Below are 21,419 nucleotides of genomic sequence, written 5' to 3'. Positions count from 1 at the left end.
CAGCCCGCTTCAGAAGCACAGCCGCCCCGGAAGCACAGCCGCCCGGAGACGCACGGCCCTACGCCTGGCGGGTGGGCTGCACGATCAGCTGGCGCAGGTTGATGTGGCGTGCCCGGCTGGTGGCGTAAGCGATCAGGTCGGCGATCTCGTCGCTGGAGAGCCCGCCGAGCGCGTCGAACATGCCGTCGAGCTGGCTGCTCAGCTCGGCGTTGTCGATGTGGCCGGCCAGCTCCGTGTCGGTGAGGCCCGGCTCGATGTTCGTGACGCGGACGTCACGCGGCCCGAACTCGGTGCGCAGCGACGTCGACAGGTAGGTCAGTGCGGCTTTCGTCGCCCCGTACACGGCGAAATTGGGGAACATGATGTGCGCGCCGATGGACGAGATGTTGACCAGGTCCGCGGTGCGGCCTTCGGCGGCCGCCGCCACCAGGTCGGCCGTGAAGGCCCGGACGATCCGCAGGGCGCCCGTCACATTGGTGTCGATCATCCGCTGCCACTCGTCGGTCCGGCCCGCGTCGACCGGGTTCGGCAGCATCACACCGGCGGCGTTGACCACCAGGTCCACCCGGCCGAAGGTGCTGTGCACCAGCTCGGCCGCGGCGTCGACGGACGCCTGGTCGGTGACGTCGGTGGCGACGGCGAGCGCCTCGCCGCCCGCCTCCTTGATCGCGGCGGCCAGCTCCTCCAGCCGCTCCGCCCGTCGGGCCAGCAGCGCGACCCGTACGCCCTGGGCGGCGAGCAGCCGGGCGGTGGCGCTGCCCATGCCGCTGGCGGCTCCGGTGATGACGGCGGTGCGGCCTGCGAGAGTGCGGTACGACATGTCGTGCTCCTTGTGCGTTTCCGGGACCGGGGCGTTTCCCCGGGCCTGGTTCCACTCTGCTGGGCCGCCACCGGGTTACCCAGGGCGACGCTGTTCCTGGGTCTGCCAGTACCAGGCTGGGCGTCCGCGCTTCTTCTACGATCGACGCCATGGACGCTGACCCAGGTGATTTCCTCCGCTCGTGCCGTGCCCGTATCCAGCCCGAGGACGTGGGGCTCCAGGCGTACGGCCGGCGGCGCGTGCCCGGACTGCGGCGCGAGGAGGTGGCGCAGCTCGCGGGGGTGAGCGTCGACTACTACATCCGGCTGGAGCAGGGGCGCGGCCCGAGCGTCTCGGACGCGGTGCTCGACGCGATAGCCAGGGTGCTGCGGCTGGACGAGACGGAGCACACGTATCTGCGTACGGTGGCGCGCCCCAGGGCGGGCGCCTCGGCTCCGGCCTCCTCCCAGCGGGTACGTCCCGGGCTGCGCCGGGTGCTGGACTCGCTGGCCGGCGCCCCGGCGTTCGTCCTGGGGCGCCGGATGGACGTGCTGGCCTGGAACGCGCTGGGGGACGCCGTCGTCGGCTTCTCCCGGATGCCCGCCGCCGAGCGCAACATGCCGCGCCAGGTGTTCCTGGAGCCGGCGGCGCGGGAGCTGTACCCGGAGTGGGCGGCGGTGGCGGCGGAGACGGTCGCGTATCTGCGACTGGACGCGGGACTGCACCCCAATGACCGGCAACTGGCCACGCTGGTCGGTGAGTTGTCCCTGAAGAGCGAGGACTTCCGCCGGCTGTGGGCGGACCATCAGGTGAAGTCGAAGACCGGCGGCGTCAAGCGCATCAACCACGCGGTCGCGGGTGAGCTGGTCCTGCCGTACGAGACGCTCGGCGCGGCCGGCGATCCCGGTCAGTCCCTGGTGGTCTACACCCCGGAGCCCGGCAGCGAGACCGCCGAACGCATCGCGCTGCTGGCGAGCTGGGCGGCCGCACCGGCACCGGCCGGCTGATACACGTCCGGCCGGTACCCGGCCGGACGGCCGCGCGCGTGGCCGGACGGATGTGTCGCGGGGACCGCCGCACCCCCGGTTGCCCAGGGGGCGGGACGACGGCGGTCCCCGCGAGGGACACGGTCCGGGTCAGTTCCGGTCACCGCGTCCTGGCGACGATGGAGGTCCGGGAGCCGCTCCGTAGTCCGTGTCGCCGTACCGGGTGCCGGCGGGTTTCCCTGCCGACACCCGTAAATCTGCCGGACTCGTGTTAAGCCGGTGCTGCGCGAACGTGTCGCGCTCGTACCGTTTTCGCGAAGCCCCGGACCCGCGGCGCCAGGTCCTACGCCTTGCCGGCCGTCGCGTCCTTGGCGAGGAACGCCAGCAGGTCCTGGCGGCTGACCACGCCCTTCGGCTTGCCCTCCACCAGCACGATCGCCGCGTCCGCGGTGTTCGTGCCGCCGAGCACGGCCATCAGGTCCTCGACCGGTTCGCCGGAGCCGACCTGCGGCAGCGGCGGCGACATGTGCTTCTCCAGCGGGTCGGAGAGCGAGGCGCGCTGGGCGAACAGCGCGTTCAGCAGCTCCCGCTCCACCACCGAACCGATGACCTCGGCGGCCATCACGTCCGGGTGGCCGGCGCCCGGCTTCACGATCGGCATCTGCGAGACGCCGTACTCGCGCAGCACGTCGATCGCCTCGCCGACGGTCTCCTCCGGGTGCATGTGGACGAGGGTCGGGATCGGGCCGTCCTTGTGGTCGAGCACATCGGCGACGCGCGCGGAGGGGCCGGTGTCCTCCAGGAAGCCGTAGTCGGCCATCCACTCGTCGTTGAAGATCTTGCTGAGGTAGCCGCGGCCGCTGTCGGGCAGCAGGACGACGACCACGTCGTCCGGGCCCAGCCGCTCGGCGACCTCCAGGGCGGCGACCACCGCCATGCCGCAGGAGCCGCCGACCAGCAGGCCCTCCTCCTTGGCGAGGCGGCGGGTCATCTGGAAGGAGTCCTTGTCGGACACGGCGACGATCTCGTCCGTGACCGTGCGGTCGTAGGCGCTCGGCCAGAAGTCCTCGCCGACGCCCTCGACGAGGTAGGGGCGCCCGGAGCCGCCGGAGTAGACCGAGCCCTCCGGGTCCGCGCCGACCACCTGCACCGATCCGCCGCTGATCTCCTTCAGATAGCGGCCGGTGCCGCTGATCGTGCCGCCGGTGCCGACGCCCGCGACGAAGTGGGTGATCTTCCCGTCCGTCTGCTCCCACAGCTCGGGACCGGTGGTCTCGTAGTGGGAACGCGGATTGTTGGGGTTGGAGTACTGGTCCGGCTTCCAGGCCCCCGGCGTCTCACGGACCAGGCGGTCCGAGACGTTGTAGTACGAGTCCGGGTGCTCGGGGTCGACGGCCGTCGGGCAGACGACGACCTCGGCACCGTAGGCGCGCAGCACATTGATCTTGTCCAGGGACACCTTGTCCGGGCAGACGAAGATGCACTTGTACCCCTTCTGCTGGGCGACGATCGCCAGGCCGACGCCGGTGTTGCCACTGGTCGGCTCGACGATCGTGCCGCCGGGCTGAAGCTCGCCGCTCTGCTCCGCGGCCTCGATCATGCGCAGGGCGATGCGGTCCTTGACCGAACCGCCGGGGTTGAAGTACTCGACCTTGGCCAGGACCGTCGCCTGGATGCCGGCCGTCACACTGCGCAGCCTCACCAGCGGGGTATTGCCTACGAGACTGATCATCGAATCGTGGAATTGCACCGTGTACTCCGGGGTCTCCGAGATGGTGCGGCAAGGGTATGCGTACGGGGACGGGATTGGGCGATGCGATTGAGCGACGGTCGCCGCGGGGCAGTTAGCTGTATGTACGGCGGTACGGCGACGAGGAGGTGGACCGGACTGTGTCGAGGGCAAGGGTGGCACGGCGGATCGCGGCGGGCGCGGCCTACGGCGGCGGCAGCATCGGACTGCTCGGTGCGGCGGCGGTGGGCGTCCTGCTGGCGGAGGTCCAGCTGGCGAAACGGCAGGTGGGCGGCGGGACCGCACCGGTTCCGCCGAGCGCGGACGGGCGGTACGGGGTGGCGTTCGCCGGGCCCGCGGACCCGTTGCGGCTGGGGTTGCTGGGTGACTCGACGGCGGCCGGGCAGGGGGTGCGCCGGGCCGGGCAGACCCCGGGGGCGCTGCTCGCCTCGGGGCTGGCGGCGGTCTCGGAACGGCCGGTGGATCTGCGCAATGTGGCGCAGCCGGGTGCCCGGTCGGACGATCTGGAGCGGCAGGTCTCGCTGCTGCTGGCCGACGCCTCCGGTCCGCCCGACGTCTGCGTGATCATGATCGGTGCGAACGATGTGACACACCGGATGCCGGCCACCCAGTCGGTGCGCTGTCTGACCACCGCCGTGCGCAGGCTGCGTACGGCGGGTGCGGAGGTCGTGGTCGGCACCTGCCCGGATCTGGGCACGATCGAGCCGGTCTACCAGCCGCTGCGCTGGATGGCCCGGCGGGTGAGCCGGCAGCTGGCCGCCGCCCAGACGATCGGCTCGGTGGAACAGGGCGGGCGCACGGTGTCGCTGGGCGATCTGCTCGGGCCGGAGTTCGAGGCGAATCCGCGGGAGCTGTTCGGCCCGGACAACTACCACCCGTCGGCGGAGGGGTACGCCACGGCGGCGATGGCGGTGCTGCCCACGCTCTGCGCGGCGCTGGGGCTGTGGCCGGAGTCCGAGCGGCTGGACGGGGCCCGGCGCGCGGACATGCTGCCGGTGGCCAAGGCGGCCTCCCAGGCGGCCAAGGAGGCCGGTACGGAGGTCACCGGGGCACGGGCGCCGTGGGCGCTCCTCAAGCAGCGCAGGCGGCGGCGTCTGCCCGCGGCCACGGAGCCCCACCCGCAGCCGGAACCGCACGGGGAACCGCGCGGCCTTCCGGCGAACCGGCCGGCCCGCCAGGGGCCGGCCGCCCCTCCGGGGTCCGGCCCCGCCATCGACTGAGCGGTCGCTTAGAAAAGAGGTCGGCGTCACATGCGCAGCCCGGTGACCCAGCGTCTACGTACAGGTAACTTCCAAGTCAGTACGTGCCCGAACCCGCCTTCCAGCCCTCATGGAGCCGCGTGATGCCCGAAGCCGTGATCGTCTCTGCAGCCCGTTCCCCCATCGGCCGGGCCTTCAAGGGTTCGCTGAAGGACCTGCGCGCGGACGACCTGACCGCCACGATCATCCAGACCGCGCTGGCCAAGGTTCCCGAGCTGGACCCGAAGGACATCGACGACCTGATGCTCGGCTGCGGCCTGCCGGGCGGCGAGCAGGGCAACAACCTGGGCCGCATCATCGCCGTGCAGATGGGCATGGACCACCTTCCCGGCTGCACGATCACCCGCTACTGCTCCTCCTCGCTCCAGACCAGCCGGATGGCGCTGCACGCCATCAAGGCCGGCGAGGGCGACGTCTTCATCTCGGCCGGTGTCGAGATGGTGTCCCGCTTCTCGAAGGGCAACTCCGACAACTGGCCGGACACCCACAACCCGCTGCTCGCCGACGCCGAGGCCCGCACCGCGGCCCGCGCCGAGCGGGGCGGCGACGACTGGCACGACCCGCGCGAGGACGGCGTCGTCCCGGACGCGTACATCGCGATGGGGCAGACCGCGGAGAACCTGGCCCGGCTCAAGGGCGTCACCCGCCAGGACATGGACGAGTTCGGCGTCCGCTCGCAGAACCTCGCCGAGGAAGCCCTCAAGAACGGCTTCTGGGAGCGCGAGATCACCCCCGTCACCACCCCGGACGGCACGGTCGTCTCGAAGGACGACGGCCCGCGCGCGGGCGTCACCCTGGAGGGCGTGCAGGGCCTGAAGCCGGTCTTCCGCCCCGACGGCCTGGTCACCGCGGGCAACTGCTGCCCGCTCAACGACGGCGCCGCCGCCCTCGTGATCATGTCCGACACCAAGGCCCGCGAGCTGGGCCTGACCCCGCTGGCCCGGATCGTCTCGACCGGGGTCTCCGGTCTCTCCCCCGAGATCATGGGGTACGGACCGGTGGAGGCGAGCAAGCAGGCGCTGAAGCGGGCCGGGCTGACCGTCGGCGACATCGACCTGGCCGAGATCAACGAGGCGTTCGCCGCCCAGGTGATCCCCTCCTACCGCGACCTCGGCCTGCCGCTGGAGAAGGTCAACGTCAACGGCGGCGCGATCGCCGTCGGCCACCCCTTCGGCATGACCGGCGCCCGGATCACCGGCACGCTGATCAACAGCCTGCAGTTCCATGACAAGCAGTTCGGCCTGGAGACCATGTGCGTGGGCGGCGGCCAGGGCATGGCGATGGTCATCGAGCGGCTGAGCTGAGGCGCAGCGGAGGGTAGGGGTCGTCCGAGGCACGAGGACGGCACCTGCCCGCAGCGGAGACAAAGCGAACGCGACCGACAAGCACAGGCGGCTGAGCTGAGGCGAGCTGAGCTCAGCCGGGCCGGGCTGAGCCGGATCGGATCCGGCATTGCCGTCAGCGGGCCTTCGCCCCATACGGTGGCTGGTTCCGAGCCCCGACCGTGACCGAATCTCCCCCAGGATGTGACCTATCTCCTGGGGGAGAGTCATTCCCGCAGGTCACACCCGCATCAGGGTTAAACCCTGGGCCCAAAGACCTGTCCAATTCGTGACGTAATGCACTGACACAGAGCGCAGGTAGGGGACAAGCTGATGTAGGAAGTCGGGGGATCGATTGAAACCGGGAGTATGTCAGTGAGCACCATGCCTCTTGCCCTGTTGCTGACCACCGCCGCCGCCACGGCCGTGGGCGCTGCTGCTCTGCACGCTGCTCACGGGCTGCGCAAGCAGGTCGCGGCCCTTCGTACGGAGCTGGCCGCGGCCCGTGCGCAGGGCATCACCGTGCCCGCACAGAGCCGCAGCACCGCCACCCCCGTCGCCGAGATACGCGCGGCCGTCGCCGAGGCCCTCGCCGAGGAGCGCGAGCGCGAGCTCGCCGAGGCCCGTGCCTTCTGGGCCACCCAGGAGGCCCGCGACGCCGCCGACGCCCCGTCCCTGCTGGGCGGTCTCACCGGGATGGGAGACGACGCCCCCTTCTTCATGCCCCGCCAGTCCGACTTCGCGGGCCTCGAAGCGATGGACCTCGACGCCACCGAGGCCCTCGACGAGCTGGTGGAACTGACGGAGCTGGCCGACGTGACCGAGCTGCCCGGACCGGCGGAGTTCGCCGAGGACTCCCCCGAGCTGGCCGCCGCCCGCCGCCGGCACCCCTCGCACCCCGACTTCGTACCGGTGCAGACCCCGGTCGTCACCGACCACGAGCGCACCGTGAACCGTCTCGAAGAGCTGGCCGACAGCCGTACGGAGCTCTCCGATGTGCGCCCCGGCCCGCTGGGCACCCTGGACGTCTACGTCTTCGCCGACGGCACCACGCTCTGCATGACCCCCGGGCACCGCGAGACGGCCGAACGGCTGGCCGGTTCGCTGCTCGCGGGCGAGCACCCGGTACTGCTGGGCGGCTCCGGCGTCTCCGGCGCGTACGCCCTGACCTTCTCCTGCGGCAAGGAGAACGTCTACATCCTCGCCGACCGGGTCATCGCCTCGTTCTGACACCGCTCCGTCCGGGCACAGCGGCTCTCGCCGGCCGCCGCCCCCGGGCCGGTCCGCCCGGACCCGCCACCGCCGCTACGCGAACGCGCGCGCAGCGGCCCCGTTCACGAATTGCACGGCCTCGTCGAGCTTGTCCGACGGGGCCGTTTCCAGTGCCACCGCCAGATCGCGCCCGGCCACGGCGAGCTGGTCGCCGATGGAGAAGATCCCGGCGTCCGGCATGGGGTGCGGCTCCCGGTCCGGCGCCTCGATCCGCTGGGCGCGCAGCGACAGTTCCCGGGCGGCGGCCAGTCCTTCGGCAGCGGCTCCGCGCTGCAGACGGCTCTGCGGGGCGGCGCGCAGCCGGTCGGCGAATCGGTCCACGGCGGTGATCAGCGGGGTCGTATCGAGCACTCCGCGACCCTACGCGCCCCGGCAGGACGGTTGCCAACGGGCCGGTGAAGGGCAGCCCGCAGGCTGCTCCGAGAAGTGTGCGCCGGCACGGGAAGCACGTGGCGGAGACCGAAAAAGGGAACGGCCCGCAGGCAGTGCCTGCGGGCCGTTCCCGTCGTGCGGGTGCGTGCGATCAGTCGTCGCCGCTGAGGATGGCGAAGAGACGCAGCATCTCCAGGTAGATCCACACCAGGGTCATGGTGAGGCCGAAGGCCGCCAGCCAGGACTCCTCGCGGGGGGCACCGTAGGCGATGCCGTCCTCGACCTGCTTGAAGTCCAGGGCCAGGAAGCACGCGCCGAGGATGATCCCGATGACACCGAAGAGGATGCCGAGGCCACCGCTGCGGAAGCCGAGGCCGTCACCGCCGCCGAAGACGGCGAACAGCATGTTGACCACCATCAGGAGCATGAAGCCCACGGCGGCGGCCATCACGAAGCCGTAGAAGCGGCGGGTGACGCGGATCCAGCGCATCTTGTACGCGAGCAGCACACCGGCGAAGACACACATGGTGCCCATCACCGCCTGCATCACGACGCCGGGCCCGATGTACGTGCTGACCGCGCTGGAGATCACTCCGAGGAAGACACCCTCGAAGGCCGCGTACGAGACGATCAGCGCCGGCACCGGCCTGCGCTTGAAGGACTGGACGAGCGACAGGACGAACGCCACCAGGGCGGCGCCGATCGCGATGCCGTACGACTTGCCGAGGTTCGCCTCATCGACCGGCAGCAGCGCCCAGGCGAGCGCGGCGCCGAGCACCACGGTGCCCAGCGTGATCGCGGTACGCGTGACGACGTCGTCGATCGTCATCGCGCCGGTGCGCGCCGGTGCCTGCGGGGCGCCGTACTGGGCGTCCGGCTGGGCGTAGGGGTTGGTGGCGTACGGGTTGGCGGCGGCGCCCTGCGCGTACGGGTTGGCACCCGCTGCGGGGGCCCCGGCCTGCGGCGCCGCGTTGAAGCCCGCGTATCCGTTGTCGCGGCTGAAGCCCCGTCGCGAGAAGACCGGGTTGCTGCTCCTCATCTCACTCCTCCATGGCCACCCTGCGCGGCCTTCCCACAAGAGTAATGGGTAGGCAAAAGAATCAGACTAGTGCTTGGGGAGGATCTTTGCGGGAACCTGTCCGGAGCCGACCCGGAAACCTGTCGGAAAACCGATCCGGATCACCGGTGGGTGGACCTGCCGCCGGCTCGGCCGCCAAGAGAGAAGTGGTGCCTGGAACCGGACTCGAACCGGTACGCCCCCGAGGGGCAGCGAGGTTTAAGCTCGCCGTGTCTGCATTCCACCATCCAGGCCTGGCGCGCGGCTCCGCGTTGGCACATGACCCTATCCGGGGACTTCCCCCGAACAGCGGATCAGTGACGCGATGTTGTCTTATTTTATTGACCGTTTGAGGGGTCGTCAGCACTCGTGAAAGGGCATCGCCACATGCCTGGGCGGGGTAGCGGGTACGGCGGCCGGTAATCCGGATTGACGTAAAGTCGCCGCACTCGGACGGCGCATTCGCCAGGCGCGCGCCCGTGATCGCCACGGGCGCGCCACCGGGCGGGGCGCGGGGCCGGACACAGGAGCCGGGCGTTCGGCCGGGCGGGTGGCCCCGGACCGGCGACTCAGGGTCGGTGTCATACCGCAGGAGGACCCGGGGCCCTCCCGGTGCGACTCAAGGCTGTCCCCGGAACGGGCATGCGGAGGGACGACCGGCGGCGGAACGGCGGTGACGATTGAGGGGTTCCGTTCAACCACCGGACGAGCCCTCGGCCGGAGCCCCGAAACAGGAGATTCCCGTGACCACCATTTCCACCGCACCCCGCGTCACCACGGTGGCCGCCCGCGCCACGGATCTGTCGAAGGTCTACGGGGAGGGCGAGACCAGGGTGACCGCTCTGGACCAGGTCAGCGTGGACTTCCCCCGGGGCGAGTTCACCGCGATCATGGGCCCGTCCGGCTCCGGCAAGTCCACGCTGATGCACTGCGTGGCCGGTCTCGACAGCTTCAGCAGCGGTTCGGTGCGGATCGGTGAGACGGAGCTCGGCTCCCTCAAGGACAAGCAGCTCACCCAGCTCCGCCGGGACAAGATCGGCTTCATCTTCCAGGCGTTCAACCTGCTGCCGACGCTGACGGCGTACGAGAACATCACGCTTCCCATGGACATCGCGGGCCGCAAGCCCGACGCCGAGTGGGTGCGCCAGGTCATCGACATGGTGGGCCTCGCCGACCGGCTGAACCACCGGCCGACCGAGCTCTCCGGCGGTCAGCAGCAGCGCGTCGCGGTGGCCCGCGCCCTGGCCTCCCGGCCGGAGATCATCTTCGGTGACGAGCCGACCGGAAACCTGGACTCCCGCTCCGGCGCCGAGGTCCTCGGCTTCCTGCGCAACTCGGTGCGCGAGCTGGGACAGACCGTGGTGATCGTCACCCACGACCCGGCGGCCGCCTCCTACGCGGACCGGGTCATCTTCCTCGCGGACGGCCGGATCGTCGACCAGATGATCAACCCCACCGCGGACCGGGTCCTGGACCGGATGAAGGCGTTCGACGCCAAGGGCCGCACCAGCTGAGTCCCGTACCGCCCCGCGCCCCTTCCCGGACCCTCTCCCCATCCCAGGACTGACAGACATGTTCCGTACCGCCCTGCGCAATGTGCTCGCGCACAAGGCCAGGCTGCTGATGACCGTCCTCGCCGTGATGCTCGGCGTGGCCTTCGTCTCCGGCACGCTGGTCTTCACCGACACCCTCGGCAACGCCCTTCGCAACCAGTCGGCCAAGAGTTACGACGACGTGGCCGTCGCCGTCACCACCTACGCCGACCAGCGCGACGAGAAGACCTCGGGCATCACCGCCGCCACCCTGGAGAAGATCCAGGGCCTGGACGGCGTCTCCACCGCCACCGGCCGGGTCTCCGGCTTCGCCGGGGTCGCCGACCCCGACGGCAGGCTGATCGGCAACGGCTGGTCGAACACCGGCGGGAACTACTTCCCCGGCAAGAACGGCAAGGACTCCGCGTACACCTTCGTCGACGGTACGGGCCCGGCCGCGGCCGACCGGATCGCGCTCGACAAGGAGACCGCGAAGAAGGGCGAGTACAAGGTCGGTGACCGGGTCCGGGTCGCCACGAACGGGCCGGTGAAGGAGTACGTCCTGTCCGGCGTCTTCACCACCGAGGACGGCGCGGTCAACGCGGGCGGCAGCCTGGTCCTCTTCGACACCGAGGTCGCCCAGAAGCTCTACCTCAAGCCCGGCGTGTTCCAGGACGCCAATGTGTCCGCCGCGCCCGGCGCCTCCGCCGAGAAGCTGCTGGCCGACGTGAAGCCGCTGCTGCCCAAGGACGCCGAGGCCAAGACCGGCAAGGCGCTCGCGGACCAGCAGGCCAAGGACATCGAGGCCGGTCTGAGCGGTCTCAACGGGATGCTGCTCGCCTTCGCCGGCATCGCCCTGTTCGTCGGTGTCTTCCTGATCGCCAACACCTTCACCATGCTGGTCGCCCAGCGCACCAAGGAACTGGCGCTGATGCGCGCCGTCGGCGCCTCGCGCCGCCAGGTCAAGCGCTCGGTGCTCCTCGAAGCGGCCGTCGTCGGCGTGATCGCCTCGGTCATCGGTTTCGCCATCGGGCTGGGCCTCGCCATCGGGCTGCGCTCCGCGATGGGCCTGTTCGGCGGGAAGATCCCGGCCGGACCGCTGATCGTCTCGCCCACCGCGGTCCTCGCCGCCTTCGCCGTCGGCGTCCTGATCACCGTGCTGGCCGCCTGGCTGCCCGCCCGCCGGGCCGCCAAGATCCCGCCGGTCGCGGCGATGAGCAGCGTGCACGCGACGGCCACGGTCAAGTCCCTGGTGGTGCGCAACTCGATCGGCGCGGTGCTCACCCTGCTGGGCGGGGCGGCGATCGTGGCGGGCGCGTCCAAGAGCGGATCGTCCGGCCGGACGGTCATCGCGGTAGGTGCCTTCCTCACGCTGGTCGGTGTCATCGTGCTGATCCCGCTGCTGTCGCGGCCGGTGATCGCGCTGGTCCGCCCGACGCTGAAGCGGCTGTTCGGGGTCTCCGGCAAGCTGGCCGCGCAGAACGCGGTCCGCAACCCGCGCCGTACCGGCGCCACCGCCTCCGCGCTGGCGATCGGCCTCACCCTGGTCACCGGCATCTCGGTCCTCGGCGTCACCCTCGGCCAGGCGGTCGACCGGATGACCACGGACAACATCAAGGCCGACTACATGGTGACGATGGCGAGCGGCGGTCCGCTCGACGAGTCGGCGCTCACCGCGCTGCGGAAGGCCGACGGGGTCTCGGCCATCTCGCCGCAGCAGGCCACCTCGCTGGAGGTCAAGGGCGAGTACCACTCCGCGTCCGCCGTCAGCCCCGGCGACGTCCAGAAGCTCTTCACGCTGCCGGCCGTCTCCGGCTCGCTCGACGCGCTGGACAAGGGCGAGATCGCCGTCGACAAGAAGACGGCCAAGTCCAACGGCTGGAAGACCGGCGACACCCTCCGGGTGAAGTTCGACGACGAGAAGAAGGGCGAGCTGAAGGTCGGGGCGGTCTTCGAGGGGAACGAGATGCTCTCCCCGATCCTGGTCCCGAAGAACGTCGCCGACGCGCACGGCGGCATGTCGTTCATCCGCGAGATCTGGCTGAAGACGGACGGCGGCGCGAGCGACGCCAACGAGCAGGCCCTGGTGAAGGCTCTGGGTGACAACCCGGCGATCAGCATCATGGACCGTCAGGACATCCGTGACATGTTCGGCGGCTCGGTCAACCTCGCGATGAACATCATGTACGGGCTGCTCGCGATGGCCCTGATCATCGCGGTGCTCGGGGTCGTCAACACCCTGGCGATGTCGGTCTTCGAGCGCCAGCAGGAGATCGGCATGCTGCGGGCGATCGGCCTGGACCGGGGCCGGGTGAAGCGCATGATCCGGCTGGAGGCCGTGGTCATCTCGCTCTTCGGCGCGGTGGTCGGTGTCGTGCTCGGCATGTTCCTCGGCTGGGCGATCGGGCAGACCCTGTCGTCGGAGATCCCGGAGTACGCGCTGGTCATCCCGTGGGACCGGATCGCGGTCTTCCTGGTGCTGGCGGGGATCGTGGGTGTGCTGGCCTCGCTCTGGCCGGCCCGCAGCGCCGCGAAGCTGAACATGCTGACGGCGATCAAGACCGAGTAGTACGACCCGGCGGGCCCCTGGGCCCGCCGGACACAGCCGAGGGCCGGTACCCGCAGCGAAGGAGCTGCGCGTACCGGCCCTCGGCCGTTTCCGTGGCGTCCCGTCCCGGTGTCAGCCGGTCGCGGAAGCCGTCCAGTCGCGGGCCCGCAGCGGCAGGCCGGCGACCCCGCCCTCCGCCGGGCGCACCGCGAGGATCTGGTTGACGCCGATCTTGTTGTGCTCGAAGGAGAGCGCGCAGGCGGCCATGTAGAGCCGCCAGACCCTGGCCCGTCCCGGCGAGGTCATCCGGACCGCCCGGTCCCAGTGCTCCTCCAGGTTGGCGACCCAGCGGCGCAGGGTCAGCGCGTAGTGCTCGCGCAGCGTCTCGACGTCGCGGGCCTCGAACCCGGCCTCTTCGAGGGTGGCCACGGTCCGGCCCACCGGGGCCAGTTCGCCGTCGGGGAAGACATAGGCGTCGATGAAGTCGTCCACGTGGTACGCGGACTCGTCCTTCTCGGGGCGGCGGGCGATCTGGTGGTTGAGCAGCCGGCCGCCCGGCTTGAGGAGTGCGTAGAGGTCGTCGGCGTACTCGCGGAACCGGACCGAGCCGACGTGTTCCGCCATGCCGATGGACGAGATGGCGTCGTAGGGGCCGTCCCTGACGTCCCGGTAGTCCTGGACCCGGATCTCGATCCGGTCGGTCAGGCCCTCCTGTGCGATGCGCTTCCTGGCGAAAGCGGCCTGTTCCACGGAGAGGGTCACTCCGGTGACCCGGGCGCCGTACTCGCGGGCGGCGTGGATGGCCATGGAGCCCCAGCCGCAGCCGACGTCGAGGAGGCGGTCGCCCTCCTTCAGCGCGAGCTTGCGGCAGACCAGGTCGAGCTTGTCGCGCTGGGCGTCCTCAAGGGTCCCGCCGTTCTCCCAGTAGGCGCAGGAGTAGACCATGGACGGGCCGAGGACCAGTTCGTAGAAGTCGTTGCCCACGTCGTAGTGGTGGCTGATGGCCTGCCTGTCCCGGCGCTTGGTGTGGAGGGTGCCGGTGCGGCGGCGGACCTCCTCGGGCGGCGGGGGCGGCGGGGGCAGCGGGCCGGCCAGTTGCAGCAGCCCCTTGGCGAAGGCCCGTACCTTGGGGTCGCGGACCGGGTGGACGCGGTCCGCGGTCTCTCCCCCGCGTTCCCAGATGAGCGAGGCCATCAGGTCCAGGGCCTCGTAGAGATCGCCTTCGATGTCGAGTTCGCCGGCCACCCAGGCGCGGGCCAGGCCCAGTTCGCCCGGCTTCCAGAGCAGCCGGCGCAGCGCGCGACGGTGCCGGATCACAAGTACGGGGGCACCGGGCGGTCCCGATTCGCTGCCGTCCCAGGCCCGGATACGGACCGGCAGCTTTTCTCCCAGCAACTCCTCGGCGAGAGCGGTCAGCCGCAACGCGGCGTCTGCCATGGCGCACACCTCCGTGATGGTGTTCCCAATGTGCCCAAACATGGTCGAACATGCCTGCAACCACGCCGGGCACCCGTGTGCCGCGACGAGGTACGTACTCCTCAACAGTCCGCGAAGCGCCCGCCATCCCGCTACAGCGCAATGGATCGGCAAAATAGCTGTACATCACATGCACTTGGTTGCGGATACGCCGAAGGGGCCGCCCGCACCACGGATGGCGGACGGCCCCTTCGGGCGTCGTACAGGTACTGCTGCGCGGGTGAGTGGGCCCGCGGGCGGACTAGGAGGCCTTGGCCTTCTCGCCCTCGGCCTTGGCGGCGGCCGGTGCCGGGGCCGGCTTGGCGGCCTCGTAGAACTCCTCGCGCGGCGTCTCCATGGCGCCGAGCGAGACGACCTCGCGCTTGAGGAACATCGCAAGGGTCCAGTCGGCGAAGATCCGGATCTTACGGTTCCAGGTCGGCATCGCCATGCCGTGGTAGCCACGGTGCATGTACCAGGCGAGGCGTCCCTTGAGCTTGATCTTCATCTTGCCCATGACGATCATCGCGACGCCCTTGTGCAGCCCCAGACCGGCGACGGCACCCTTGTTGGCGTGGCTGTAGTCCTTCTGCGGGAAGCCGCGCATCCCGGAGATGACGTTGTCGCCGAGGACCTTGGCCTGCCGCAGCGCGTGCTGGGCGTTGGGCGGGCACCAGGCGTTCGGGTTGCCGGCCTTGCGGCCGACCATGTCCGGAACCTGGGCGTTGTCGCCCGCGGCCCAGATGTAGTCGGTGCCCTGCACCTGGAGCTTCTCGGAGGTGTCCACGTGACCGCGCGGACCGAGCGGCAGGCCGAAGCGGGCCAGCGCCGGGTTCGGCTTCACGCCGGCCGTCCACACGATGGTGTTGGAGTCGACCTCAAGGCCGTTCTTCAGCACGACGTGACCGTCGACGCAGGAGTCCATGGAGGTCGAGAGGAAGACCTCGACGCCACGGGACTCCAGGTGCTCCCGGCCCCAGGTGCCCAGCTTCGGGCCGACCTCGGGAAGGATCTTGTCGGCGGCGTCGACGAGGATGAAGCGCATGTCCTCGCGCTTCACGTTCGTGTAGTACTTCGCCGCGTCGCGGGCCATGTCCTCGACCTCGCCGATGGTCTCCGCACCGGCGAAGCCACCGCCCACGAAGACGAACGTCAGCGCCTGGCGGCGGACGTCCTCGTCGGTCGTCGAGTCGGCCTTGTCCAGCTGCTCAAGGACGTGGTTGCGCAGGCCGATGGCCTCCTCGATGCCCTTCATGCCGATGCCCTGCTCGGCGAGGCCGGGGATCGGGAAGGTGCGGGAGACCGCGCCCATCGCGATGACCAGGTAGTCGAAGGGCAGCTCGTAGGCCTCGCCGACGAGCGGCGCGACGGTGGCGACCTTGCGGTCCTGATCGATGGTCGTGACGCGGCCGGTGAGGACCTCGGCCTTCGGCAGCACGCGTCGCAGCGGGACGACGACGTGCCGGGGCGAGATGCTGCCGGCCGCAGCTTCGGGGAGGAAGGGCTGGTAGGTCATGTACGACCGGGGGTCGACGACCGTGACGGTCGCCTCGCCGTAGCGCATCTTCTTGAGGATGCGCCGAGCTGCGTACAGGCCTACGTACCCACCGCCTACTACGAGGATCCTGGGACGCTCCGTGGTGCTCATGCCATCGAGTATCCACCCCCCTCGGGGGGCATGCTCGTGAGCCCCTTCACAAGGTTGGCGTCCCCTTCTGCTACACTTCGCCGCCCACGTGACCCAGGTCATGACGCCGCAGGGGAACCACGGCGTGACGGCGAACGTTGTTCACCGCTTGTGAGCTGGCCCTTGGCCCTCCGGACTGGGTGAACCACCGCCCCGGTTCACCCGCCGGCAACGCGCCCGGAACACTTCCGCGCGACCCCGCAACGGCCTTGCGAGCGACCCCGGATGCCCATCCGGAGCAGAACTGCCCTCCATGGAGCCGAATTCCTTGTGAAGAAGTTCACGAACTTCGTCGCGACGGGTCCCGCGAACCACCGCCCGGGTGGCCCGGAAGAGCTCAAAGGTGCAGGCCAAGGTACGCGTGAGCGCCCCGTCCGGGGGGCTCACGCACAGCCCTTCTAGGCGATCGACCAGCCGATTCCGTCGAGGATGTCGTGCTCGCTGACGACGACCTCGCGGGCCCCGGTCCGTTCCATCACGGCGAGCAGGATCAGCGCCCCGGACGTGATCACATCGACCCGCCCCGGGTGCATCGCGCCGATCGCGGCCCGTTCGGCGTGGGTGGAGCCGAGCAGCCGTCCGGTGATCTCCTGGACCTGCTCGAAGGAGATCCGGGAGTGGTGGATCGCCTCGGAGTCGTACTCGTCCAGTCCCAGGGCGATCGCGGCGATCGTGGTGACCGTCCCGGCCAGCCCGACGAGGGTGGCGGCGCCGGTGAGCGGGACGCTCTCCTCGGCGAGGTCGAGGGCGGCGGCGATGTCGGCCCGGATCGCGGCGATCTGCCCGTCGGCCGGCGGGTCGGTCACGACACCGTCGCGCACGAGGTGCCGCTCGGTCATCCGTACGCAGCCGATGTCCACGGAGCGCCCGGCCCGCACGTGGTCGTCGCCGACGACGAACTCGGTGGAGCCGCCGCCGATGTCCACGACGAGATACGGCTTCGCCAGGTGATCGCGGCCCGCGAGCTCCTTGGTGGCTCCGGTGAAGGAGAACTCGGCCTCCTGGTCACCGCTGATCACCTCGGGCTCGACGCCCAGGATCTCCAGCACCCCGCGGACGAAGTCGTCCCGGTTCTCCGCGTCGCGGGAGGCGGAGGTGGCGACGAAGCGGATCCGCTGCGCCCCGTGCTCCTTGATGACCGCCGCGTACTGCCGACAGGCCGCGAACGTCCGCTCCAGCGCCTCGGGCGCGAGCCGGCCGGTACGGTCGACGCCCTGCCCGAGCCGGACGATCTCCATCCGCCGGTCGAGCTCGGCGAACTCACCGGTGGACGGATCCGCGTCGGCGACAAGCAGACGGATGGAGTTGGTACCGCAGTCGATGGCGGCCACGCGGGTCATGAACGCTCCAGAATCGTGGGCAGAGCCCAAATCAAGCCCCTCCGACGGACGAGGAGCAACCAAGCCCCTCCGACCATCGAGGAGCAAACCAAGCCCCTCCGGCGATTGAGGAGCGGGGGTCGGGGGCAGAGCCCCCGAATCAAGCCCCTCCGGCGATTGAGGAGCAGGGGTCCGGGGGCGGAGCCCCCGTGCGAACGGTCAGCCCTCGTCCGGCGCGCCGCACGGCGAAACGCACGGCCCCTTGCGCCACCACTCCGGCAGCATCGCGATCGCCTCGTCCCCCAGCGGGTTCACCCCCGGCCCCGCGGCCAGCGAGTGCCCGACCAGGACGTGCAGGCACTTGACCCGGTCCGGCATGCCCCCCGCGCTCGGAAAGCCCTCCAGCACCTCGATCGCGTCGCGCCGGGCGATGTAGTCCTCGTGCGCGGCCCGGTACGCGGCGGCCAGCTCGGGGTCCGTACCGAGGCGCTCGGTCATCTCCTTCATGACCCCGTTCGCCTCCAGCGTGCCGATCGCGGACGCGGCACGCGGGCACGTCAGGTAGTACGTCGTCGGGAACGGCGTACCGTCCTCCAGCCGGGGCTGCGTCTCGACCACGTCCGGGTTGCCGCACGGGCAGCGGTGCGCGATCGCGCGCAGACCGCGCGGCGGACGCCCCAGCTGCTGCTGGAACGCGGCGATGTCCGCCTCGGTGGGCGCGGTGGACTCGGTCTGGGGAGGGGGCGTTTCCATGCCTGCCTAGGTTCTGATCGGGCTGCTCGAACTGCGGTTCTGCAGATGGATGAAGAGATTCAGTCGCGGTCGGCGCTGTCGACGCCGTCCCAGAGGTTGGAGTGCCACGGCCGGCCGGACTCGTCCGTCCTGCCCTCGCGCTCCTTGACCGCGTCGGGGTCGATCACCGTGTATCCGGTCTCCCCGGGAAGAAGGTAGTGCAGGTGCGTACGGGCCAGCTGCCGGATGTACGCGTCGTCCTGGAGGCGCGCCTTCTCGTCGCGCAGCTCCTCGGTGCGGGCCTTGGCGTCCTGCGCCAGCCGCTCCTGGTCGGCGATCTCGTCCTGCTGCGAGACGTACTGCCGCATCGGGTACGCGAGCGCGACCACCAGCGAGCACACGACCAGCGCGAGGAAGGCCGCCCGGCCGGTGAGCCGTGAGCGGCGGGCCTGGCGGCGGTTCTGGGACCGGTAGACACGGGCCGCGGTCTGCTCGCCGAGCAGCCGCAGCCGGGTCGCGGTGGAGAACCGGTCCCGGTCCTTCGCGGCCATGTCTCCGCCTCCCCACTACGCACGTCCGTCCCCGCACACGGTACGGGACCGAGTGCGGGGACGGACGGACGCCATGGCCTTCGGCCCCTGCCGGGCCGAACGGGATGATCAGCCCTTGAACCGCGGGAACGCCGAGCGGCCCGCGTACACCGCGGCGTCGTCGAGGATCTCCTCGATGCGCAGCAGCTGGTTGTACTTGGCGACGCGGTCCGAGCGGGCCGGGGCGCCGGTCTTGATCTGGCCGCAGTTCACCGCGACGGCGAGGTCGGCGATGGTGACGTCCTCGGTCTCGCCGGAGCGGTGGGACATCATGCACTTGAAGCCGTTGCGCTGGGCCAGCTCGACGGCGTCCAGGGTCTCGGTCAGCGAGCCGATCTGGTTGACCTTGACGAGCAGGGCGTTGGCGGAGCCCTCCTCGATGCCGCGGGCCAGGCGCTCGGGGTTGGTGACGAAGAGGTCGTCGCCGACGATCTGCACCTTGGCGCCGAGCTTGTCGGTGATGACCTTCCAGCCGGCCCAGTCGTCCTCGTACAGCGGGTCCTCGATGGAGACCAGCGGGTACGCGGAGACGAGCTCCTCGTAGTACTCGGTCATCTCGGCGGCCGAGCGGGACTTGCCCTCGAACTCGTACTTGCCGTCCTTGTAGAACTCGGACGCGGCGACGTCGAGCGCCAGCGCGATGTCCTTGCCCGGGACGTAACCGGCTTCCTTGATGGCCTCGACGATGAGGTCCAGGGCGGCGCGGTTCGACTCCAGGTTCGGCGCGAAGCCGCCCTCGTCGCCGAGACCGGTCGACAGGCCCTTGGTCTTCAGGACCTTCTTCAGCGTGTGGTAGACCTCGGCACCCCAGCGCAGCGCCTCGGAGAAGGACTCCGCGCCGATCGGCGCGATCATGAACTCCTGGATGTCCACGTTGGAGTCGGCGTGCGAGCCGCCGTTGAGGATGTTCATCATCGGAACGGGCAGCAGGTGCGCGTTCGGGCCGCCGAGGTAGCGGAACAGCGGCAGGTCCGAGGCCTCGGAGGCGGCGTGTGCGACGGCCAGCGAGACGCCGAGGATGGCGTTGGCGCCGAGCGAGCCCTTGTTCTCGGTGGCGTCCAGGTCGAACATCGCCTGGTCGATCAGCCGCTGCTCGGTGGCGTCGTAGCCGACGAGCTCCGGGCCGATCTGCTCGATCACGGCGAGGACGGCCTTCTCGACGCCCTTGCCCTGGTAGCGGTTGGGGTCACCGTCGCGAAGCTCAATGGCCTCGAACGCACCGGTGGAGGCGCCGGACGGAACGGCAGCACGGCCCGTGCTGCCGTCGTCGAGGCCGACCTCTACCTCGACCGTGGGGTTTCCGCGGGAGTCGAGGATTTCCCGGGCTACGACGACGTCGATGGACGGCACGAGGCATCTCCTTCTGGGATATGACGCTGTTTGTGCAGGGTCGCTTTGGCCTTGCGACAAGAGCCTAACCGGCCCGGCCCGATCAGTCGGCCGTCCGCCCGACCCCTGGGACGAAAAAGGACCCGAGAGCACACATTGCCGGGCAAACAGTAAGAAATTTACCGGTCGGTAACTACAACAGTTGAACGATCCGGCGCTCCCCCGAGCGCGAACGACAGCGCCCCGGTCCGGCGCACACGGGGGAATGCGCGCCGGACCGGGGTGGTGCTCAGGGAGGAGAGAGCCGCGACTACTTCGTCAGGTGCAGCTGCTGACCCGGGTAGATCAGGTCGGCGTCCTTGACGATGTCCTTGTTCAGCTCGAACAGCTGCTGCCAGCCGCCCTCGACCTTGTTGGCGGCGGCGATCTCGCTCAGCGAGTCGCCGGAGACGACCTTGTACTCGCCGTCGCCCTTCTTGACCTTCTCGCCGGTCGGGGTGGTGACGGTCTTCTTCGACTCGGCCTGCGGGGCGGCGGAGCGGTCCGAGCGGGAGGCGGCGGGGGCCTCGGTGCGCTCGGCCGGCTTCGGCTGGGCCTGCCGGGTCGGCTGCGACTGCTGCTTCGGGGCGGCCGGGGCGCTCTGCTGCTCGGAGGCACCGGAGTTCGAGGTGGAGTTCGAGGAGGAGCCGGTGTCGACACCCGGGTTGACGCCGTCGTTGGTCAGGTTGCCGGCGCCGGCGCAGCCCCAGGCACCCGGGCCCTGCATGTCGAGGAGCTTCTCGGCGGTGGCGATCTGCTGGGCCTTGGTGGCCAGGTCGGCACGGGCGGCGTACTGCGTACCGCCGGCGGCGGCCCAGCTGGACTGCGAGAACTGCAGACCGCCGTAGTAGCCGTTGCCGGTGTTGATGGACCAGTTGCCACCGGACTCGCACTGGGCGACGGCGTCCCAGGTGGCGACGGAGGCGGCGGAGGCGCCGGTCGCGCCCATCAGGGGCACGGCGACTGCGGCACCGGCGACACCGGCGAGCGTGGCGATACGGACGGCCTTGGACGGGCGGCGGTGCTTGCCCTTGCTGGAAAGCAGCATGGAACTTCTCCTCACCGACGCCTACGAGGTGAGCTGTCGGGTTCGGGCCAAGTGAGTTGCCCGGTCGCACGTCCTAGCGCGCGACTTCACCCCAAGCCGGTCCTGATGCGTCTTTCGACGATCGGGCCCGGCGCTTACCTGGGTCCCCCGCTCCTGCCTACGGCGCTTTACGCGTCTGTTCCCTTCGACCGACGGCAGGATTCGGCGTGACGGTCGACGGGGCCCGCGGTGCGAGCGGTTCCGACCGTAAACATACGCAACCCCCACATTCAACGATGGACACATCGGACAATAAGCCCTTACTTGCATCTGAAGAATCATCG

At 70.3% G+C, this 21,419-nt stretch carries 17 protein-coding genes, 1 tRNA gene and 1 riboswitch; of the genes, 6 read left to right on the top strand and 12 right to left on the bottom strand.

Features of this window, described 5'->3' with window-relative positions; translation table 11 throughout:
• Nucleotides 1-58 precede the first annotated feature (58 nt).
• A complete protein-coding gene (locus ABZ622_RS13335) occupies nucleotides 59-820 on the bottom strand; it encodes an SDR family oxidoreductase (RefSeq protein ID WP_360542504.1) in 762 nt (253 codons plus the stop codon).
• Nucleotides 821-969: 149 nt separating this feature from the next.
• Between ABZ622_RS13335 and ABZ622_RS13330 the strand changes: the two genes are divergently transcribed.
• Complete coding sequence (locus ABZ622_RS13330; protein WP_360542502.1) at nucleotides 970-1,806, top strand: helix-turn-helix transcriptional regulator; 837 nt, start codon at nucleotides 970-972, stop codon at nucleotides 1,804-1,806.
• A 322-nt stretch (nucleotides 1,807-2,128) separates the two neighbouring features.
• Here ABZ622_RS13330 and ABZ622_RS13325 read toward each other — a convergent pair whose 3' ends face one another.
• Nucleotides 2,129-3,535: a cystathionine beta-synthase gene (locus ABZ622_RS13325; protein WP_360542500.1), complete on the bottom strand. Its 1,407-nt coding sequence runs from the start codon at nucleotides 3,533-3,535 to the stop codon at nucleotides 2,129-2,131.
• Between the two features lie 155 nt (nucleotides 3,536-3,690).
• Here ABZ622_RS13325 and ABZ622_RS13320 point away from each other — a divergent pair, with 155 nt between their 5' ends.
• From ABZ622_RS13320 to ABZ622_RS13310, 3 genes are all read left to right on the top strand, one after another.
• On the top strand, nucleotides 3,691-4,755 hold the full coding sequence (locus ABZ622_RS13320; protein ID WP_360542638.1) for an SGNH/GDSL hydrolase family protein: 1,065 nt from the start codon (nucleotides 3,691-3,693) through the stop codon (nucleotides 4,753-4,755).
• A gap of 122 nt (nucleotides 4,756-4,877) precedes the next feature.
• Nucleotides 4,878-6,098 carry an acetyl-CoA C-acetyltransferase gene (locus tag ABZ622_RS13315; RefSeq protein ID WP_360542498.1) on the top strand — a complete coding sequence of 407 codons (1,221 nt, stop codon included), beginning with the start codon at nucleotides 4,878-4,880 and terminating at the stop codon, nucleotides 6,096-6,098.
• A gap of 417 nt (nucleotides 6,099-6,515) precedes the next feature.
• The gene (locus tag ABZ622_RS13310; protein WP_360542636.1) at nucleotides 6,516-7,346 is read left to right on the top strand and encodes a hypothetical protein; all 831 of its coding nucleotides are present in this window, start codon (nucleotides 6,516-6,518) and stop codon (nucleotides 7,344-7,346) included.
• 75 nt (nucleotides 7,347-7,421) lie between these two features.
• On the opposite strand, the gene ABZ622_RS13305 is transcribed toward ABZ622_RS13310, so the two are convergent.
• The 3 genes from ABZ622_RS13305 to ABZ622_RS13295 form a co-directional block, all read right to left on the bottom strand.
• Nucleotides 7,422-7,739 (bottom strand): hypothetical protein, encoded by a 318-nt coding sequence (locus ABZ622_RS13305; RefSeq protein WP_360542496.1) that lies wholly within the window; start codon nucleotides 7,737-7,739, stop codon nucleotides 7,422-7,424.
• Nucleotides 7,740-7,911: 172 nt separating this feature from the next.
• Nucleotides 7,912-8,799: a Bax inhibitor-1/YccA family protein gene (locus tag ABZ622_RS13300; RefSeq protein ID WP_360542494.1), complete on the bottom strand. Its 888-nt coding sequence runs from the start codon at nucleotides 8,797-8,799 to the stop codon at nucleotides 7,912-7,914.
• Nucleotides 8,800-8,985: 186 nt separating this feature from the next.
• Nucleotides 8,986-9,071 (bottom strand) — tRNA-Leu (locus tag ABZ622_RS13295).
• A 489-nt stretch (nucleotides 9,072-9,560) separates the two neighbouring features.
• Here ABZ622_RS13295 and ABZ622_RS13290 point away from each other — a divergent pair.
• The gene (locus tag ABZ622_RS13290; protein ID WP_360542492.1) at nucleotides 9,561-10,331 is read left to right on the top strand and encodes an ABC transporter ATP-binding protein; all 771 of its coding nucleotides are present in this window, start codon (nucleotides 9,561-9,563) and stop codon (nucleotides 10,329-10,331) included.
• A gap of 58 nt (nucleotides 10,332-10,389) precedes the next feature.
• Nucleotides 10,390-12,918, top strand: coding sequence for an FtsX-like permease family protein (locus ABZ622_RS13285; RefSeq protein ID WP_360542490.1), 2,529 nt, complete (start codon nucleotides 10,390-10,392; stop codon nucleotides 12,916-12,918).
• Between the two features lie 111 nt (nucleotides 12,919-13,029).
• Here ABZ622_RS13285 and ABZ622_RS13280 read toward each other — a convergent pair whose 3' ends face one another.
• The 7 genes from ABZ622_RS13280 to ABZ622_RS13250 all read right to left on the bottom strand — a co-directional run bounded on the left by ABZ622_RS13280 (nucleotide 13,030) and on the right by ABZ622_RS13250 (nucleotide 21,096).
• Nucleotides 13,030-14,334 (bottom strand): cyclopropane-fatty-acyl-phospholipid synthase family protein, encoded by a 1,305-nt coding sequence (locus tag ABZ622_RS13280; RefSeq protein ID WP_360542488.1) that lies wholly within the window; start codon nucleotides 14,332-14,334, stop codon nucleotides 13,030-13,032.
• Nucleotides 14,335-14,614: 280 nt separating this feature from the next.
• Complete coding sequence (locus ABZ622_RS13275) at nucleotides 14,615-16,000, bottom strand: NAD(P)/FAD-dependent oxidoreductase (RefSeq protein ID WP_360542486.1); 1,386 nt, start codon at nucleotides 15,998-16,000, stop codon at nucleotides 14,615-14,617.
• A gap of 437 nt (nucleotides 16,001-16,437) precedes the next feature.
• Nucleotides 16,438-17,379: a Ppx/GppA phosphatase family protein gene (locus tag ABZ622_RS13270; protein WP_360542484.1), complete on the bottom strand. Its 942-nt coding sequence runs from the start codon at nucleotides 17,377-17,379 to the stop codon at nucleotides 16,438-16,440.
• 198 nt (nucleotides 17,380-17,577) lie between these two features.
• Entirely contained in the window at nucleotides 17,578-18,111 is a 534-nt protein-coding gene (locus ABZ622_RS13265) for a DUF501 domain-containing protein (RefSeq protein WP_124722936.1), read from the bottom strand.
• A 59-nt stretch (nucleotides 18,112-18,170) separates the two neighbouring features.
• Nucleotides 18,171-18,641, bottom strand: coding sequence for a septum formation initiator family protein (locus ABZ622_RS13260; protein WP_259930753.1), 471 nt, complete (start codon nucleotides 18,639-18,641; stop codon nucleotides 18,171-18,173).
• Between the two features lie 108 nt (nucleotides 18,642-18,749).
• Complete coding sequence (gene eno / locus ABZ622_RS13255; RefSeq protein ID WP_124722934.1) at nucleotides 18,750-20,030, bottom strand: phosphopyruvate hydratase; 1,281 nt, start codon at nucleotides 20,028-20,030, stop codon at nucleotides 18,750-18,752.
• Nucleotides 20,031-20,319: 289 nt separating this feature from the next.
• A complete protein-coding gene (locus ABZ622_RS13250) occupies nucleotides 20,320-21,096 on the bottom strand; it encodes a transglycosylase family protein (RefSeq protein ID WP_360542481.1) in 777 nt (258 codons plus the stop codon).
• A gap of 3 nt (nucleotides 21,097-21,099) precedes the next feature.
• Nucleotides 21,100-21,271, bottom strand: a riboswitch (cyclic di-AMP (ydaO/yuaA leader).
• Between the last annotated feature and the right edge of the window lie 148 nt (nucleotides 21,272-21,419).

The organism is Streptomyces sp. NPDC007164 (genome assembly GCF_040634135.1).
In the GTDB taxonomy this organism is placed as follows: Bacteria; Actinomycetota; Actinomycetes; order Streptomycetales; family Streptomycetaceae; genus Streptomyces; species Streptomyces sanglieri.
This window is presented reverse-complemented; position numbering and strand designations above follow the sequence as displayed.